Source organism: Devosia sp. (assembly GCF_025809055.1).
In the GTDB taxonomy this organism is placed as follows: Bacteria; Pseudomonadota; Alphaproteobacteria; order Rhizobiales; family Devosiaceae; genus Devosia.
Map to the genome: position 1 here is coordinate 1,522,299 of NZ_CP075529.1, position 16,919 is coordinate 1,539,217.

The window sequence follows — 16,919 nt, forward strand, 5'->3', positions numbered from 1 at the left end:
CGGGAGTTAGGCGGCAATTTCGAACGCGGCGCGGACTAGCCGACGCGTATATTCGGTTTGGGGGTTGATGAGAACTTCATTGACCGGCCCCTGCTCCACGATCTTGCCGTGCTGCATGACCATCACCCGATGGCAGAGGGCCCGCACCACCTTGAGGTCGTGCGAAATGAAGAGATAGGAGAGGCCCTTCTCGTTCTGCAGCTTGCGCAGCAGATCGATGATCTGGGCCTGGACGCTGAGATCGAGCGCCGATGTCGGCTCGTCGAGCAGGATGAACTCGGGCTCCAGCGCAATGGCCCGCGCGATGGCGATGCGCTGGCGCTGGCCGCCGGAAAATTCATGCGGGAAGCGCTGGAGGATGGTGTCGGGCATACCGGAATCGCGCAGGGCCTGCCGCACCCGTTCGACCCTCTCGCCCGAATTGGCGCCGATCCTGTTGACGATCAGCCCTTCCTCGATGATCTGGCGGATCGACATGCGCGGATTGAGCGATGCGAACGGATCCTGGAACACGATCTGCATCCGGCTGCGCAGCGGCCGCATGGCCTTGCGGTCCTTGGTGTCGATGCGTTCGCCGTCGAACAGAATCTGCCCGCCCTGATTGCCGATGAGCCGGATCAGCGCCTGCCCGAACGTGGTCTTGCCCGAACCGCTCTCGCCCACGATGCCGAGCGTCTCGTGGCGCATCAGCCTGATATCGAGATTGTCGACGGCCTTGAGCTCGAAGAAATCCGGCTTGAAGAAGCCGCCGCGCTTGAGGGTGAAGGCCACCTTGACCTCCTTGCCCTCCAGCACGGTGTCATGCGCCCCATCATCCAGCGGCAGCGCCGTGCCCTTGGGTTCGGAGGCCAGAAGGTGCCTCGTATAGGCGTGCTGCGGATTGGCAAACAGCGCAGCGGTTTCGTTGTGCTCCTGCACAGCCCCGTTCTGCATGACATAAACATATTCGGAGAACTGCCGGACGATGGTCAGGTCATGGGTGATCAGGATCACCGCCATGCCGTACTTGTCTTTGAGGTCCTTGATCAGGTTGAGGATCTGCGCCTGCACCGTCACGTCCAGCGCCGTGGTCGGCTCGTCGGCGATCAGCACATCCGGCCGGTTGGCAAGGGCCATGGCGATCATCACGCGCTGCCGCTGCCCACCCGAAAGCTGATGCGGATAGTTGTTGAGGCGGGCGCGCGGCTCGGGAATCTGCACCTCTTCGAGCAGCTTTTCCGCGCGCTTCATCGCCTCCTCGCGGGAAACCCGATTGTGCAGGTGGATGATCTCGCAAATTTGCTGGCCGATCGTATAGACCGGGTTCAGCGAACTCATCGGCTCCTGGAAGATCATGGCGATGTCGTTGCCGCGCATCTTGCGCATGTCGCGGTCGCTCATCTTGACCACATCCTTGCCCGCGAGCGTGATCCGCGTCTCGGGCAGTATGGTGGCGCGCTTGGTCAACAGCTTCATGATGGTGCGCGCGGTGACGGACTTGCCCGAGCCGCTTTCGCCCACAAGCGCAATGGTCTCGCCCTTGTGCAACTGGAAGGACACGTCGCGCACGGCGTGAACCACGCCGCCCTCGACCTTGAAGTCCACCCCGATATTGCGGGCGTCCAGGATCAGCTCGCGCTCATGCGTGCCCAGATCGTGCCGCTCGGCGGGCGCCAGATTGTTGGTGGTCATCGCCCGCTCCTCAATAGGGGTCCACGGCGTCGCGCAATCCATCGCCCAGGGCGTTGAATGCGAACACGGTTATCAGCACGAAGATCACCGGCGTCAGGATCCACGGATAGGACCCGATCACCGAGAAGGTGCCGGTATCCTGCAGCATCAGGCCCCAGGAGATCAGTGGCGGCTTCACCGCAAAGCCAAGGAACCCGAGGAAGCTTTCGAGCAGCACCACAGCCGGGATGGCCAGCGAGATGGCCACGATGATGTGGCTGAGCACATTGGGCAGGATATGCCGCACGATGATGCGCCGGTCGGTCGCCCCCACCGCAATCGCCGCCCGCACATATTCGATGCGCGCCAGCGACAGCGTCTTGGAGCGGACCTCGCGGCTGAGTTGTGCCCAGCCCAGCGCCGCCATCACGAAAATCACGAAGGTGAGGAACACATTCGATGGTGCCGTCACCGGGATCAGCGAGGTCAGCGCCAGATAGAGCGGCAATTGCGGGAAGGCCAAAACGAACTCCACGAACCGCTGCACCCAGGCATCGAGTGGCCCGCCGATATAGCCCGAGCCGATGCCGACAAGCGTGCCGACCACGGTCGTCATGGTCACCACCGCCAGGGCGATCATCAGCGAAATCCGTGAGCCGATAATGCCGCGGGAGAGAATGTCGCGTCCGAACTTGTCGGTGCCCAGCAATTGCAGCGGCCGTCCATCGGTCGAGCCGAAGAAGTGGATATTGGCCGGGATCACCCAGAGGATCTGGTAGCTGTAGCCCTGAACGAAGAACCCGACGGGGGTTGGATCGTCCATGACCGGACCGGTGAGGGGCTGGAAGGTAATGGGGTCGAACTCGCCGGTGTCCCCGATCGGATAGACATGGGGGATGAGGCTGAAATTACCTTCGGGGTCCGTGAAGGCCACCATGTCCGGCGGCGCGAAAGGCAGATTGGTCTGCTTTGGGTCCATGGGCGCAAAAAAGTCGGCGAAGATCGACATGATCAGGAGGGCCACCACGAGAACGAGGCCGATCATGCCCATGGTCGAGCGACGGAAGCGCCGCCAGACCAGGCTCGCATAGGTTTCGTTCCCCGACCCGTGGCGCGACACCACGGGCGCGACATCGGCCTCTTCGGCAGGTGTCGGAGTGGGACCTGCCGCCGCATCGGTGGGCAGGGGAATGGATGAATGGGTATCGTTGCGGCTCATTCCTTGTTCCCTCCCAGGCGGATACGCGGATCGAGCGCTGCCAGCAGCATGTCGGCAATGATGTTGCCGATGATCAGCGTCGTGGCGAGCACGAGCATGAATGAAGCGGTGACGAAGACGTCTCCGACCGCCATGGAGCCCACAATGGCGGGTCCGACCGTGGCCAGACCAAAGACGATGGCCACCTCGATTTCGCCGGTGAGCATGTAGGGCAGGACCACGCCCTGATAGGCGATCAGGGGGTGCAGGGCGTTAGGCACGGCGTGACGCATAATCACCGCCCCTTCCGGCAGGCCCTTGGCCCGCGCGGTTTCGACATATTGGGAATTGAGCACGTCCAGCAGATTGGCGCGCATCACCCGCATGTTGTAGGCGAGCCCGCCGAACGTGGCGATGAACACAACCGGCCAGACATGGGCGACCAGGTCCACGAAACGCCCCCAGCCCCAGGGCTGGCCGCCCCAATAGGCCGAGTTGAAGCTGCCGATCTCGTTCACGCCGATGCGAAAGACCAGCACATACATGATGATGATGGCGAGCAGGAAGCGCGGGATGGTCATGCCCAGAAAGGAGATGATGCCCAGGAGCGTATCGGCCCAGGAATACTGACGCGTCGCCGCGATGATGCCGAGGCCGATGCCCAGGAGCGACGCCAGGATATGGCACACCAGCGCCAGGGCGATGGTGGCCGGCAAGCGCTCGGCAATCACATTGCCCACCGGCTTGTTGTAGTAGAGCGAATGACCGAAATCGAAGCGGGTGACGATGCCGGTGATCCAGCGGAAATACTGCACGATAATCGGGTCGTTGAGACCATTCGCCTGCCGATAGGCCTCCGCCTGCGCCTCCGCCAGGTCCGGCCGCACGCCACCCTGATTGATCAGCATGGAACGGATGTAGTCGGCATAGTCGCCGGGCGGTGCCTGGATGATGGCGAAGGTCACCACGCTGAGTAGAAACAGCAGCGGGATGGCGCCAAGAATTCGAAATGTCAGAAAGCGAAGCATTTGGGCCTCATCGATCGTATTTGCGCGGACCCGCCGGTCCCTGCGTCCCCTCGCCCCTCAGGGGAGAGGGTCAGGGTGAGGGGTGAAAGCCTCGCGGCCAAAAACCGGCGCTGAACCCCTCATCCGGCCCTGGCGGGCCACCTTCTCCCCTCAGGGGAGAAGGGAACCACACAGCAAGAGTGAAACTGACGGCGAACCGCCAGTTTCAGGCTTGGGATCACGCAGGCCCTGCACCGCCCGGTTCGCCCGGGAGGGTTTCGGGATGCAGCTCATAACCACCCTGGGCATCTTCCGGAACGAACACGCGTTCGCGGATGATGTTGTCTTCTGCCCAGTTGAACATGAAGATCGGGGCACCCGCCGGGATATTGGCGAAGCGCTTGTTGATGATCAGCGCGCCCGGATACTGGGTCAGGCCCACCGAGTAGACGTTTTCGGTGAAGATGCGCTGATACTGCTTCATGATCTCGGCACGTTCGGCATTGTCGCTGGTGGTGACGAACTCGTTCACCAGTGCCACCAGTTCTTCCTCGAAGGGCAGCAGATCGAGCTCACCCTCCGCATTGGCGCGGTGGAATGCATGAATGCGCGGACCGGTCGGAGCAAGCGCCCCGGTGCCCTGCACCACCGACACCATTTCAGCGCCCTGGCGATTGACGTGCCAGTCGAATTGACCCGCCTGGGCCATGTCGTCGCGAGCCGTGCCCTGCTGGAAGTTGGCGATGACCCGCAGTCCAAGCGGTTCAAGCTGTGCCATCACGCCTTCGGCCAGATTGGTGTCGGTCGCATAGTCCGAATTGGCCAGCAGCGTGATTTCCACATCGGCGCCGCCAGCGGTGCCTTCGGGGAAGTTGCGCACGCCATTGCCGTCGGTATCCACCAGGCCCATGTCGTCCAGGATCGCATTCGCTGCGTCCAGATTGTACGGGTAATAGACCGTCGACGCCTTGTCGTAATAGGTGGTGCCGGCATAGAGCCCGCCCGGATAGATGGCGGTGAACGGACCACGGACAAGTGACTCCCCGAGCCGCTGACGATCGAGCGTCATGGAAATGGCCTTGCGGAAGTCTGTGTTCCGGCTGAGTTCACGCACCGCCTGGGCACGCTCGTCAGGTTCGCCCCAGCCGTTGCCCGACAGGTTCATCTGCAATGCATAACCGATGGTACGGGCGCCGAACTGCAGGCGGGCCGGAGCCGTATCTTCAGCGGAGCGGCGCAGCGCCTCGACATAGCTTTCAGCCTGTTCGAGGTTCGAGAAGTCACCGGAACCGGCAACAGCCTGCACGTCGCGGTCAGCCCAGGTCGAGAGGCGATAGTGCATCTCGTTGAGATAGGGCAACTGATTGCCGTTCTCGTCGACTTTCCAGTAATAGGGGTTCCGTCGCATGACGATGATGTCATCGGGACGATATTCCACCGGCACCCAGGCGCCCATGACCGGGATATTCATGTATTCCGGCGGGAAGGCGTTCTTGTACTGCTCGTAGGTGTTGTCCGAATAGTTCGGGTGCGCGGGCTTGAGAATATGGCTCGGGCCCGGGCAGAAGGTGCCATAGGCCATCGTATAGAGATATTGCGTCGGGAAGGCTTCCTGGAACGTCCACTTGATGGTGTAGGCGTCGATCGCCTCCAGCGTCGTGCCAACACCAAAGGATTCCGGCGTCGCCCCGTTCAGCGGAGAGACGTTGGCGTCCATGACGTTGTCGTTCCAGTAGAACATGACGTCGTCGCTGTCGAACGGGTCGCCGTCAGACCATTTTGCACCCTCGATCAGGTGCATGGTCAGTTCCTTGCCATCCTCCGACCATTCCCAGCTCTTGGCCAGGTTCGGCATGGGCTGAAGCTCGTCGGCCTTGACCATGAAGAGCGGCCCGGTACGCGTCAGGCATTCGGAAAGGCCGATATCGATGCCGCCCCAGCCCTGGCTCTGGCCGCCGATATAGTTCCAGCCTTCCGGACGTCCGCCGATCACGTGGCGCATGGTATCGCCATAGACGCCGACGCCATCGGGCATATTGGCGGTCTTGTAAACCAGCGGCTCCGCCGGCAGGCGCTCCGCCACCGGAGGCAGGCTGCCCGCATCGACATATTTCGAGGTGACCCAGTCGGGCTCGTGATATTCAGGCAGCGCCTTGTATTCGAGAATGTCGCTGACCGAGACGAATACCGGCTCGCTCTGCGCTGCAAACTCAGGCGGATCGGGCAATTCGCCGGCCAGTTCCTGGGCCGGAATGGCCAGCATGGAAACGGACAGCAGTAGTCCTGCCCCGCCAAGGGCATAGATTGGCTTTCTCAATAGAACCTCCCATTTCTGCCGGGGCTCGAGGCAGCGTTAAGCCGGGCCGTTCTCCACCGACCCACCCCGCGCATGAGGAAAGCCTACGCCTTGCCAAAGCGGAAACAATCCGGAATGATAGAGACTAATTCCGGATTTCTAAGATATGGGGCAAAAGTATGATTGATGGGTCAACCCTGCTGCCGCAAGGCCAGCGGGAAAAGCCGCCCCGGCCCACGCCACGCCCCGACCGGCGGTTCTATGCCACCGGCAAGGCCTTCGGCCGCTTCGGCATCCGGGCCTTCCCGCCCCAGGTCATGCCGCAACCCCACACACATGGGCATGTCGAATTCAACTGGCTGACGCGCGGCAGCATGGACTATGTGTTCGATGGCGGCCCCCTCACCGTCGGACCAAACCGGCTGGTCGCCTTCTGGGCCGGCATTCCCCACCAGATGACCGGCCTGCGCGATGTCGGAACAGACGGGCGGCAGCTCAATATCTACCTGCCCATGGATGCATTTCTCGAAATGCCGCAACTGGGCCGGCTGACTGAAACCCTGATGGGCGGCGGGGTCATCCAGCTGCTGCCCGATTGCATCGGGCTCGAAACCCTTGAGCGCTGGCACGGCGACTATCGCAGCGGCAATTCCATGCGCACCGACCTGGTGCGCACCGAAATCGCCACCATGTTCCGCCGCGCCGCCATCACCGGCTGGGATACGCTGCTGCCGGCCTGGGTCGAAAAATCCGGCGCGCGGACCCGAACGGCGACCCCCGTGCGATATGTCGTGCGCATGGTGCGCCATATCGTGGAAAACATCACCGACTCGCTCTCGGCCGAAGAGATCGCCAAGGTCGTTGGCCTGCATCCCAATTACGCGACAAACCTGTTCACCAAGGTCATGCACATCTCGGTGCAGAAATTCGTCACCCGGATGCGGCTGATCCGGGCCCGCAGCCTGCTCTTCGATGGCAGCCTGTCCATCGCCAATGTCGCCTTCCAGTCCGGCTTTGTCAGCCAGACCCAGTTTTACGAACATTTCCGCAAGGCCTATGGCATGACCCCGAGCCAGATGCGCAAGGACACGATTTCCTAGCCGCGATCCTCACGCGCCCGGAACTGTTGCGGCGACAAGCCCATGATTTTGCGAAACCGCTGCGAGAAATAGAACTGGCTCTCGAAGCCGGTCGAGGCGGCCACCTGCTTGACCGGGAAACTGGTGCGGCGCAGCAGGTCGGCGGCCATCTGCATCCGGCGCAGTTCTATGTGCCGCTGCAGGGTCGTGCCGGTCTCGGCCCGAAACAGATGCGCCAGGCGCGAGGCGGACATGCCCACGACGCTGGCAATGTCCTCGATCAGCAGCTTTTGCGTCAGCTTGTCCTCGATATGGTGCAGCGCCCGCCGGATACGGTGGTCGAGCAGCGGCTGCCGCTTCTCCAGGCCGGCATCGCAGCCCAGGAGCAAGGCTTCGAGCGCATTGAACGCCAATGCCTCCCGCCGCCTTTCCGCACTGCTGCTGAGCGCGTGCACAGCCAGGAACTGTTGCCGCAGCTGCGCGCCCAGCGCGCCATCTGGCCTCAGATGCATCAGCCCGTCGGCGACGGCTGGCCAGGCGAGCCAATCCATCCAGTCGGCGCGCGGCTGGAAGTGCGCCCAGAGCAGGTCCCAGCGCTCCAGCCCCGCTTCGACGCCATAGTCGTGCGGCGTCCCCGGCCGGACCAGCACCCAGTCGCCGTCCTCGACAACGAGGTCGCCACCGGCATGTCCGAACCGCCCGCGACCGCCTGTCGTCAGCACCAGCAGCCAGTCTGCCACGCCACCCCTGCGGACGGCGCGATAGCCTGATATCTCATGGAAATGCCCGGTCAGCAGCCGCTGACGCGGTTGATAAGGGGTGCCTTCGTCAATGATCATAGCAGGATATTACATGCGTTCGGCAGCATGTTCCATGGCGTTCCGTCGGCCTCCCGCCTAGCCTCATATCCATTGGAGGCCCACATGACCTATGCCAGTCTCACCCCTGAACAGGCCGAATGCTTCGAGCGCGATGGCTTCCTCGCCATCCGCGGCCTCGTGACCCCGGACGAAATTGCAGAGATCCGGGAAGCCTTCATGCAGCAGGCTGCTGACGGTCCGGTGCCCGGATTGTCAGACACGCCCCGTGGCAGTTCAGCCAATGACCCGCTCAGCCGCTATCCGCGCATGATGCATCCGCACAAGCATGCCGACAAAGCCGTTGGCCGGCTCGCCATGCGCTACATGCTCGACCCGCGGTTCCGGCCCATCCTTGCCGACCTCTTCGGCGAGGAACCGCTGGCCTGCCAGTCGATGTTCTATTTCAAGCCACCCGGCGCGCGCGGCCAGGATCTGCACCAGGACAATTTCTACCTGCGCGTCAAACCGGGAACCTGCATGGCCGCGTGGATCGCAGTTGACGACGCCGACGCCGGCAATGGCGGCATGATGTGCGTGCCCCAGACCGCCATGCTCGACATCGCCTGTCCCGAACAGGCCGACCCGGCCCTGTTCTTCACCACCGAGCATGTCGAACCACCACCCGGTCTCGAACCGCAGATGATGCAACTGAAGGCAGGCGACGTGCTGTTCTTCAACGGCAGCGTCATTCACGGATCGACACCCAATACCAGCGCCGACCGCTTCCGCCGGTCGCTGATTTTCCACTATGTGCCCGCCAGCACCGCCGAAATCAGCCACTGGTATGAGGCCCTCAGCTTTGACGGCGCGCGGCAGGACATCGCCATCAACATGGACGGCGGTCCCTGCGGCACGACGCAGGCGCTACCGGCCGGGCCACACTAGTAGCCCAAACACGGATCGTCGCCCTCGGGCTTGACCCGAGGGACCTTCTCCCCCGGGTGAGGCCGGAGCGTGACGGCCGGTGAGTGTTGCCAGCCATTCGACCGTAGGTCTCATGGCCTTAGGACCTAAAATCGCTCCACTGGAGCGATTTTTCCGCGAAGCGGCCGGTCCTAAGTATTAAACTTGAACAGCATCACGTCGCCGTCCTTGACGACATATTCCTTGCCTTCATCGCGGGCCTTGCCGGCTTCCTTGGCGGGCACTTCGCCACCCAGCGTCACGAAATCCTCGTAGCCGATGGTCTGGGCCCGGATGAATCCGCGCTCGAAATCGGTGTGGATGACGCCGGCCGCCTGCGGAGCCTTGTCGCCGCGATGAATGGTCCAGGCGCGGGTTTCCTTGGGGCCGACGGTGAAATAGGTCTGCAGGCTCAAAAGGTCATAGGCCGCGCGGATGAGCCGGTTCAGCCCCGGCTGGTCAAGTCCGAGCGTCTCGAGATATTCGGCCTGCTCTTCATCGGAGAGTTGCGCCATCTGGCTTTCGATCTCCGCCGAGATGATCACCACCCCGGCATCATTGGCCTTGGCATAGTCCTCGACCCGCGCCGACAGCGCATTGCCGGTCGACGCCGATCCCTCGTCGACATTGCAAACGTAGAGAACCGGCTTGCTGGTCAGCAATTGCAGTTCGGTGAAGGCCTTTTCTTCCTCGGCCTCCCGCTTGACGAAACGCGCCGATTTGCCCTCGCGCAGCACGGCCAGCGAGCGGTCGATCAGGTCCAGCGTCAGCTTGGCGTCCTTGTCATTGCCCTTGGCTTTCTTCTCGACGCCGGCGCGGCGTTTCTCGAGGCTTTCGAGGTCGGCCAGCATCAGTTCGGTTTCCACCACCTCCGCATCGGCCAGCGGGTCGACGCGGTTGGACACGTGAATGACATTGGAATCTTCAAAGCATCGCAGCACATAGGCGATGGCGTCGGTTTCGCGGATATTAGCCAGGAACTGATTACCCAGGCCCTCTCCCTGCGAGGCCCCTTTCACCAGGCCCGCAATATCGACGAAGCTCATGCGGGCCGGCAGGATTTGCGCCGACTTGCCGATGGCAGCGAGCTTTTCCAGGCGCGGATCAGGCACCGACACCTCGCCCACATTGGGTTCGATCGTGCAGAACGGAAAATTGGCGGCCTGCGCGGCGGCAGTCCGGGTCAAAGCGTTAAAAAGTGTCGACTTGCCGACATTCGGCAGGCCGACAATGCCCATCTTGAAGCCCATGGGTATCTCCAGGAAATTGTTGGGCTCCAATTGGGTGGTATCGGCCGCGATGTCAATCCAGCACGGCCCCTGCGCCCTCCGCGCTACCCGTCAATCCATGCCTTGCACGATGTCCAGAAACTGCCGGTGCCCCAGCGCCTGCCGGGCGGCGGCGCGGTATTCGGTCACCAGCCCGTCAAAAGTCTTTTGGGCAAATCGGCGAAGGGCCGGATCGGCCTCCATTTCGCGCCGGGCCACCTGCTGGTCGAGCAGGCCCAGGCCATTGAGCACCGGATAGTGCAATTGCGTTTCGATATGCGGCAGGCCGCCGAGATAACTGGGAAAATGCTCGTGGCGTGGCATTTCGGTTTTCCAGCGCTCAAGCCGTTGGCGCGTCTCGGGATGGATGCGATTGGCCCGCACTTCCCGCCAGAACGGCGTGTCGTCGCGCTCGGTCACGTAATGCGTGTTGACGAAGGTGCGGAAATCATCGACCTGCCGGCCGACCCGGGCATTGTAGTCATCACGCGCCGCCGGGGTGATCCGCCCCGGCATGTCCATATAGCGCTGGGCGAACAACATCATCTGCACGATGGTGCCGTGAATAGACGTGGATTCGAGCGGCTCGAGGAAACTCGAACTCAGGCCGACCGCCACGCAATTGCCGATCCAGGCCTTTTCCAGCCGGCCGATCTGGAAACGGATATCGCCCCGGACTTCGATCTCGTGCCCCAGCACGCGTTCGACCTCCTCCTTGGCCTGTTCGGGCGTCGAAAATTCGTCGGAATAGACATAGCCGCAGCCATAGCGTGTCCGCGTCGGGATCTGCCACATCCAACCCGCGCTCTGCGCCCAGGCCCGGGTGTAAATGGCCAGTTCCTCGCCGGGCTTCACATCCACCCAGAACGGCAATGCCCGGTTGACCGGCAATTCATGGGCATAGGACACCCAGGGCGCCTCCAGCGCCTTGACGATGATCTGCTTGCGAAAGCCCGTCGCATCGATGAAGAAATCGCCCTCGAGCCTTTGATTGTCATCGAGCACCAAAGCCGCGATATCGCCGGTCTCCCCGTCCCTTTCGACGCCGGCAACCATCGCATCGACCTTTTCGACGCCGCGGGACTTGGACGCGAAGAACTTGCCCACCAGGGCCTGGTCGAAGTGATAGGCGTGGTGAAACGGCCCGAGCGGGATCAGCGAGCCGTCCGGCTTTTGGGCATAGGGCGCCTTCTTCTGCTCCAGAAGGTGCTGGAACAGATGCATCTCCTGAACCGGCCTTCCGGCCGCCACCGCATAGACGTTGAGATAGTCGCTCGGCGCGCCGGGCGGCGCCTGCACCACCTGGTGCGGATCGTCGATCGGCCCGTAATAGGTAAAGCCCTTGCGGCGCCAGTCCTCGTGCCGGATCCCGAGCTTGAAACTGGCATCGGTCTTGCGGAAGAATTCGAACTCGTCGATGCCGAAATGCTTGAGCAGGACGCGGAACGCCGCCGTCGTCGCTTCGCCCACGCCAACAGTAGGAATACGCGAGCTTTCAACGACGGAAATACGGATGTTCAGCCCGCGGCGCCGGGCCTCATCCTGAATAATGAACGCCGCAATCCATCCGGCAGTCCCCCCGCCGACGATGACGAAATGCGCAGGTTTGTCCACACGCCAGTCCTCCCCAAGGCCACGCTATTTGGCAGAAGGAGCGCCGACAAGACTATCTGTGAAAACCGGAAGAAATGCCTGGACAGCCGAATGACGGCGCGCGCCGAGCCGCCAAGCAGGGCGGCGCAAGGGCCGCACAAGGAAAACGGCCCCAGCTTTCGCCGGGGCCGCAGGTGACGCTCGGGAGGTCGCGTCGGATTAGATGGGCCTAGTGGTGGGCATTGCCCAATTCGCGCAGTTCTTCGACCGGGCGCACGCGCTTGCGGGCGGCGCCTTCCCACTCGCGGGTCTTGACCGTGGACTTGGCCAGCCGCTCCTTGGCGGCCGGGACGGCGTCGGCATATTGCGGCAGCCACTGCGCCTGGGCGACAACCATCTCATCCACCAGCGCCCAGACCTCGTCCGGCGTGCAGATGGCCCCAACCAGCGGATCATGCAACACCGCGAGTTTCAGCATGTCGATATCGCCGGCCATGGCGGCTTCGACGGACATCCGCTGCACTGAAACCGACACCGAACAGGTCGCGGCGCAGGCCGTGGGCAGGGTGATGCCCTCGATCATGTTGATGCCGAAGCGATCGACATAGCCGGGGCTCTCGATGATCGCGTCGTCGGGCAGGTTGGTGATGATCCCGTTATTGCGGGTGTTGAAATGGCCGCGATAGACCCGGCCGGTCTCGATGGCCTCGATGATGTAGCTGGCATGTTCGCTGGTGCGCTTGTATTCGCTCAACGGCTTGGCCGCTTCCTCGCGGAACACGGGGAAATCCGTCTCGAACCAGTTCCGGCGCTCGGTCGAGTAGCGCAGGTAACCGCCGGTCTCGCCGTGGATCCAGTGGCTCATGTCGATCCAGCGATTGATCTCGTCAGGACGCTTGCGATACCAGGGCAGGTACTCGCTCAGGTGTCCATTGCTCTCGGTCGAATAGACGCCGAAACGCTTGAGCACATCGATGCGGACCTTCTCGGTCTTTGAATAGACCGGGTGCGCCTCGAAGCCGGCGATCAACTCTTCCTTCTCGATCCTGCGGCCCTTGGCGCGGATGTCGATATACCAGGTCTGGTGATTGATGCCCGAGCAGACATAGTCGAGCTCGTCGTCGGTGACCCCCAGCACTTCGGCGATCTGGTGCGCGCCGTGCTGCACGCCGTGGCAGAGGCCCACGACATTGACCCCACCATATTTCTGGGCGGCCCAGGTATTCATAGCCATGGGGTTGGCATAGTTGAGGAACAAGGCGCCCGGCTCGGCCACTTCCCTGATATCCTTGCAGAAATCGAGGATCACCGGAATGTTGCGCTGGCCATACATGATGCCGCCGGCGCAGATGGTGTCGCCGACGCACTGGTCGACACCGTATTTCAGCGGAATGTTCACATCGGTGGCAAAAGCCTCGAGCCCCCCGACGCGAACGCAGGACATGATGTAGCGCGCACCGGTAAGGGCGGCGCGGCGATCGGTGGTCGCGGTGACCTTGGCCGGCAGCTTGTTCACCGAGACAATGGTCTCGATGATCTGCTTCACCATGTCGAGATTGTGCGCGTTGATATCGGTCAACGCGAACTCGCAATCGGCGAATTCGGGCACTTTCAACAGATCGGAAATCAGGGTCTTGGTGAACCCGACCGATCCGGCGCCGATGACTGTAACCTTGAAGGACATCTGTTTCTCCCCAGCCGCATGGGCCGATTTCGTTAGCACATTGCTAGCGTTTTCGCTCTGGCGGGTGTAGAGAAAGCTTGTGCCAATGTGGGTAATTTTGTGCTCAGTCAGCTTCTCCAGCACGGTCACGACATCCGGCGGCTCACCCTGTCGCGCAGCGCCGCGCCACTGCACTGCATGGCCGTGAGCGCCGGCTACGAACAGCGCATGAACGAGGTCTATTCCTGGGACGGCACCAAGCGCGGCTCGGCCCCGTTCCTAGTTATCCAGCACACCACGTTCGGCGAGGGGCGGCTCGATTATGGCGGCGCCCAATACAGGCTGTCGCCCGGCCAGACCATGATCGTCACCACGCCCCACGCCCATCGCTACTGGCTGGAACGGGGTGGGCACTGGGAGTATTTCTGGCTGCTGCTCAATGGCCGTGAGGCCCTGCGGCTGGCCCGGGAAATCCTCGACGGCGCCGGACCGGTCGTGACGCTGGAAGCCGACCTTGTCGACCGCCTCGCCGCAGCTTGCCTGTCGGTTCTGACCGGCGCGGAGCTGACACCGGGCGCGGCATCGGTCGCCGCCTATTCGGCCATGACCGCGCTCCATGACGGCACCTTCGGCACGAAACCGGCGCCGGAAACGCCCGTGCCCGCCGCCCTGGCGCGCGTCGTCGCCCACATCGAGGCGCACCTTGCCGGCAATCTGCAAGTGGGGCATCTGGCCGACATTGCCGAGATGAGCCGCGCCCACTTCGTTCGCAGCTTCTCGGCGGCAATGGGCACAAGCCCCTCCGAATTCGTCATGACCCGTCGGCTGGAACGGGTCGAGCGCCTGCTATTGGCGACGGAGATGACGGTGGGCGACATTGCCGGGCTGACCGGCTTTGCCGATGGCAATTACCTCGCCAAGAGCTTTCGCCGCCAGCGCGGGCTGGCGCCGCTGGCCTTTCGCGCCACGCGGTTGGAATCGGGTTGATCCTGGACAAGGCCGGCGGCATCTCTGGCCGATGCAAACTTGCCCGGATGGACAAGGCATGCGAGAAGCAGGTTGACGTATAGGGCAAGCAAATGACCAATCCAGTCACCAAGGACCGTCGCCATTTTGAGGATCTCGCCGTCGGCGAGACCATCGACCTGGGCCACACCACCGTCAGCAAGGACATGATCGTCACCTTCGCACGCGAATTCGATCCGTTCCCGTTTCACCTCGATGAGAAAGCCGCCAAGGAGAGCCTGCTCGGCGGCCTGGCCTCCTCGGGCTGGCAAACCGGCGCGCTGAGCCTGCGGATGCTGGTCGACAGGTTCCTGTCCACGATAGCGTCCTGTGGCGGCCTCGGCTTCCGCGATCTCAAATGGAAAACCCCGGTCATGGTCGGCGACACAATCGGCGGCACCGTGACCATTGCAGAGTTGCGGCGATCCTCCAGCCATCCGCACTGGGGCATTGTCACGCTCGATTTCGATGTCCGCAATCAGAAGAACCAGCCGGTGCTGACCATGCGCCTGGCCAATCTGGTCGAGTGCCGCCACGCGGAGGACGCCGCATGACCCGCTGGTTCGAAGACATCATCATCGACGAGGCCTTTCCCCTGGGAAGCCACACTTTTACCGAAGCGGAAATCATCCGCTTCGCCACGCTCTATGATCCGCAATATTTCCACACCGATCCGGAACTGGCCCGCCAGAGCCACTTTGGCGGCCTGATCGCTTCGGGCTGGCACACGGTCAGCGTTGGTCACCGCAAGATGGTGGATGCCCTCTTTGCCGAGGAAGAACGCCTGCGCGGCCTGGGCCAGGAACCGGGCGTCTCCGGTCCCTCCCCCGGGGTCAACTCCATGGACTTCAAGGCGCCGGTTCGCCCGGGCGATACCGTGACCTACGAATTGGTGGTCACCGGCAAGCGGCCTTCCAATTCCATTCCGGGCTGGGGCCTGCTGTTCAACCGCCTGACGGCCGTCAATCAGCATGGTGAACTCGTCTATCGGTCAGACCTGGTCGGCTTCTCGAAATTGCGGGACTACCGCATGCCGCTGAAGCTCCGGCTGTTGCTCGCGCTCACCAGACTGCCGCTGATCGGTCCGCGCATCGCTGGCAAGGCTTGAAACCGCGCAAGGGGCCCGGCACTCTGCATTCATGCGCCGATTCGCCCTTTGCCTTGCCCTGACCGTCCTTTCCGCCACGCCGGGCTTTGCCCAGGCTTTTCAGGGCAATTGGAGTTGCCGCGACGCGACCACCAATCGCGCCGGCATCCTGACCATATATGGCCAGGTCTATGGCTGGGCTTCGCGCGCGTCCAATGATCCCAATTCCGGCACGGGCACCATCACGCCCTACCAGGACGGCGTCGGTTTCAACGACGGCAATTTCCGCGCCAATGGAGGCATCCAGGCCGGCCGGCTGATCAACGACCAGACCTATGGCATGGCCATGCAACTGGAAACCGCCGACGCCATCGTCATGCTGTGCAATCCGCGGTGAGGGTGCTTGTCCGGGTGGAGTGACTGACCCCCGAACCCTTTCAGCCATGACCTGACCGATCGGCTCCATCGCCCCCTCGCCCCTCAGGGGAGAGGGCTGGGGTGAGGGGTGAAAGCTTCTCGGCAAGAACGCGACGGTGAACCCCTCATCCGGCGCTTCGCGCCACCCCGGATCAAGTCCGGGGCAGGCTCTTCTCCCCTCAGGGGAGAAGGGAAAGGCTCCGCCGTTTCCCTCCAATCGTGAAGCGCGACTAGCGCTTGAGGTCCGGCAAGAACGCGGCAATTTCCGGCGCGTCGAACACCGACCGAGCCGCTTCTGCTGCCGCTTCATATTCCGGAAACGCGCCCAGGTCTTCCGGCGGCAGCACCAGCGCGCCATCGCAGAACAGATAGAAATCCGTCTCCTTGCGCACCAGCGCCGAGCCTTCGAGGTAGATCGGCACCGAATAGACATAGCGGGTCTGGGTCACGCCATAGGCCGCCGGTGACTGAACCACGAGTTGCGTTTCCTGGCGGCCCATTTCGCCATAGTCGATGCGCGCCACCAGCCGGGCCCGGCCCTGCTTGTGCCACACCTGCCACTCCCCGCCTTCGGTCGACTGGATGTCCAAAGTCTCGATGGTCTCGTCCGGGTCGGACGGCAGGGACTGCTCAAGCCGGCTGTAAAGCTCGGGCGTGCAGGCCACGGCCGGCGAAACGAGGGCCAGTGACATGAGGGATGCGGTGGTGGCGGCGCGAAGCGTGCACATGGGCGGACGCTAGATCACTGCGCAGACCGGAGCAATCCCTCCAGATTTGACCGGTTGAAGCCGCCTCAGCCCAATGTTCAATGCGGACCAAACAGGCGGGGGCTTGAATTTCTCCGCAGTTTCGCGCATTTTCATGGGGCAGTGCCGGGCCCCTCTGGTCGTAGC

At 62.7% G+C, this 16,919-nt stretch carries 15 protein-coding genes; 6 read left to right on the forward strand and 9 right to left on the reverse strand.

Going from position 1 to position 16,919, the window contains the following annotated elements:
* Positions 1 to 6: 6 nt before the first annotated feature.
* The 4 genes from KIT02_RS07475 to KIT02_RS07490 all read right to left on the reverse strand — a co-directional run bounded on the left by KIT02_RS07475 (position 7) and on the right by KIT02_RS07490 (position 6,118).
* Positions 7 to 1,671 carry an ABC transporter ATP-binding protein gene (locus tag KIT02_RS07475; protein WP_297584314.1) on the reverse strand — a complete coding sequence of 555 codons (1,665 nt, stop codon included), beginning with the start codon at positions 1,669 to 1,671 and terminating at the stop codon, positions 7 to 9.
* 10 nt (positions 1,672 to 1,681) lie between these two features.
* Positions 1,682 to 2,869: an ABC transporter permease gene (locus KIT02_RS07480; protein ID WP_297584317.1), complete on the reverse strand. Its 1,188-nt coding sequence runs from the start codon at positions 2,867 to 2,869 to the stop codon at positions 1,682 to 1,684.
* Positions 2,866 to 3,876 carry an ABC transporter permease gene (locus KIT02_RS07485; protein WP_297584319.1) on the reverse strand — a complete coding sequence of 337 codons (1,011 nt, stop codon included), beginning with the start codon at positions 3,874 to 3,876 and terminating at the stop codon, positions 2,866 to 2,868. The genes KIT02_RS07480 and KIT02_RS07485 overlap by 4 nt, the downstream gene beginning before the upstream one ends.
* 217 nt (positions 3,877 to 4,093) lie before the next feature.
* The gene (locus KIT02_RS07490; RefSeq protein ID WP_297585142.1) at positions 4,094 to 6,118 is read right to left on the reverse strand and encodes an ABC transporter substrate-binding protein; all 2,025 of its coding nucleotides are present in this window, start codon (positions 6,116 to 6,118) and stop codon (positions 4,094 to 4,096) included.
* 212 nt (positions 6,119 to 6,330) lie between these two features.
* On the opposite strand from KIT02_RS07490, the gene KIT02_RS07495 reads away from it, so the two are divergent.
* On the forward strand, positions 6,331 to 7,251 hold the full coding sequence (locus tag KIT02_RS07495) for a helix-turn-helix domain-containing protein (RefSeq protein WP_297584321.1): 921 nt from the start codon (positions 6,331 to 6,333) through the stop codon (positions 7,249 to 7,251).
* Here the strand turns inward: KIT02_RS07495 and KIT02_RS07500 are convergent.
* Positions 7,248 to 8,069, reverse strand: a complete 822-nt coding sequence (locus KIT02_RS07500) for a helix-turn-helix domain-containing protein (protein ID WP_297584323.1) — start codon at positions 8,067 to 8,069, stop codon at positions 7,248 to 7,250. The genes KIT02_RS07495 and KIT02_RS07500 overlap by 4 nt on opposite strands.
* A gap of 84 nt (positions 8,070 to 8,153) precedes the next feature.
* On the opposite strand from KIT02_RS07500, the gene KIT02_RS07505 reads away from it, so the two are divergent.
* The gene (locus KIT02_RS07505) at positions 8,154 to 8,975 is read left to right on the forward strand and encodes a phytanoyl-CoA dioxygenase family protein (protein WP_297584325.1); all 822 of its coding nucleotides are present in this window, start codon (positions 8,154 to 8,156) and stop codon (positions 8,973 to 8,975) included.
* A 170-nt stretch (positions 8,976 to 9,145) separates the two neighbouring features.
* On the opposite strand, the gene ychF is transcribed toward KIT02_RS07505, so the two are convergent.
* The 3 genes from ychF to KIT02_RS07520 form a co-directional block, all read right to left on the reverse strand.
* Positions 9,146 to 10,243: a redox-regulated ATPase YchF gene (gene ychF, locus KIT02_RS07510; protein WP_297584327.1), complete on the reverse strand. Its 1,098-nt coding sequence runs from the start codon at positions 10,241 to 10,243 to the stop codon at positions 9,146 to 9,148.
* 90 nt (positions 10,244 to 10,333) lie between these two features.
* The gene (locus KIT02_RS07515; RefSeq protein ID WP_297584329.1) at positions 10,334 to 11,875 is read right to left on the reverse strand and encodes a tryptophan halogenase family protein; all 1,542 of its coding nucleotides are present in this window, start codon (positions 11,873 to 11,875) and stop codon (positions 10,334 to 10,336) included.
* Positions 11,876 to 12,083: 208 nt separating this feature from the next.
* Positions 12,084 to 13,538 carry an alpha-glucosidase/alpha-galactosidase gene (locus KIT02_RS07520; protein WP_297584331.1) on the reverse strand — a complete coding sequence of 485 codons (1,455 nt, stop codon included), beginning with the start codon at positions 13,536 to 13,538 and terminating at the stop codon, positions 12,084 to 12,086.
* A 99-nt stretch (positions 13,539 to 13,637) separates the two neighbouring features.
* Here KIT02_RS07520 and KIT02_RS07525 point away from each other — a divergent pair, with 99 nt between their 5' ends.
* The 4 genes from KIT02_RS07525 (at position 13,638) to KIT02_RS07540 (ending at position 16,006) form a co-directional block, all read left to right on the forward strand.
* A complete protein-coding gene (locus tag KIT02_RS07525) occupies positions 13,638 to 14,504 on the forward strand; it encodes an AraC family transcriptional regulator (RefSeq protein WP_297584333.1) in 867 nt (288 codons plus the stop codon).
* A gap of 92 nt (positions 14,505 to 14,596) precedes the next feature.
* A complete protein-coding gene (locus tag KIT02_RS07530) occupies positions 14,597 to 15,076 on the forward strand; it encodes a MaoC family dehydratase (RefSeq protein WP_297584335.1) in 480 nt (159 codons plus the stop codon).
* A complete protein-coding gene (locus tag KIT02_RS07535) occupies positions 15,073 to 15,630 on the forward strand; it encodes a MaoC family dehydratase (protein WP_297584337.1) in 558 nt (185 codons plus the stop codon). Before KIT02_RS07530 ends, KIT02_RS07535 begins: the two co-directional genes overlap by 4 nt.
* A gap of 31 nt (positions 15,631 to 15,661) precedes the next feature.
* Positions 15,662 to 16,006 carry a hypothetical protein gene (locus KIT02_RS07540; RefSeq protein WP_297584339.1) on the forward strand — a complete coding sequence of 115 codons (345 nt, stop codon included), beginning with the start codon at positions 15,662 to 15,664 and terminating at the stop codon, positions 16,004 to 16,006.
* A gap of 250 nt (positions 16,007 to 16,256) precedes the next feature.
* On the opposite strand, the gene KIT02_RS07545 is transcribed toward KIT02_RS07540, so the two are convergent.
* Entirely contained in the window at positions 16,257 to 16,754 is a 498-nt protein-coding gene (locus tag KIT02_RS07545; protein WP_297584342.1) for a hypothetical protein, read from the reverse strand.
* Positions 16,755 to 16,919 lie beyond the last annotated feature (165 nt).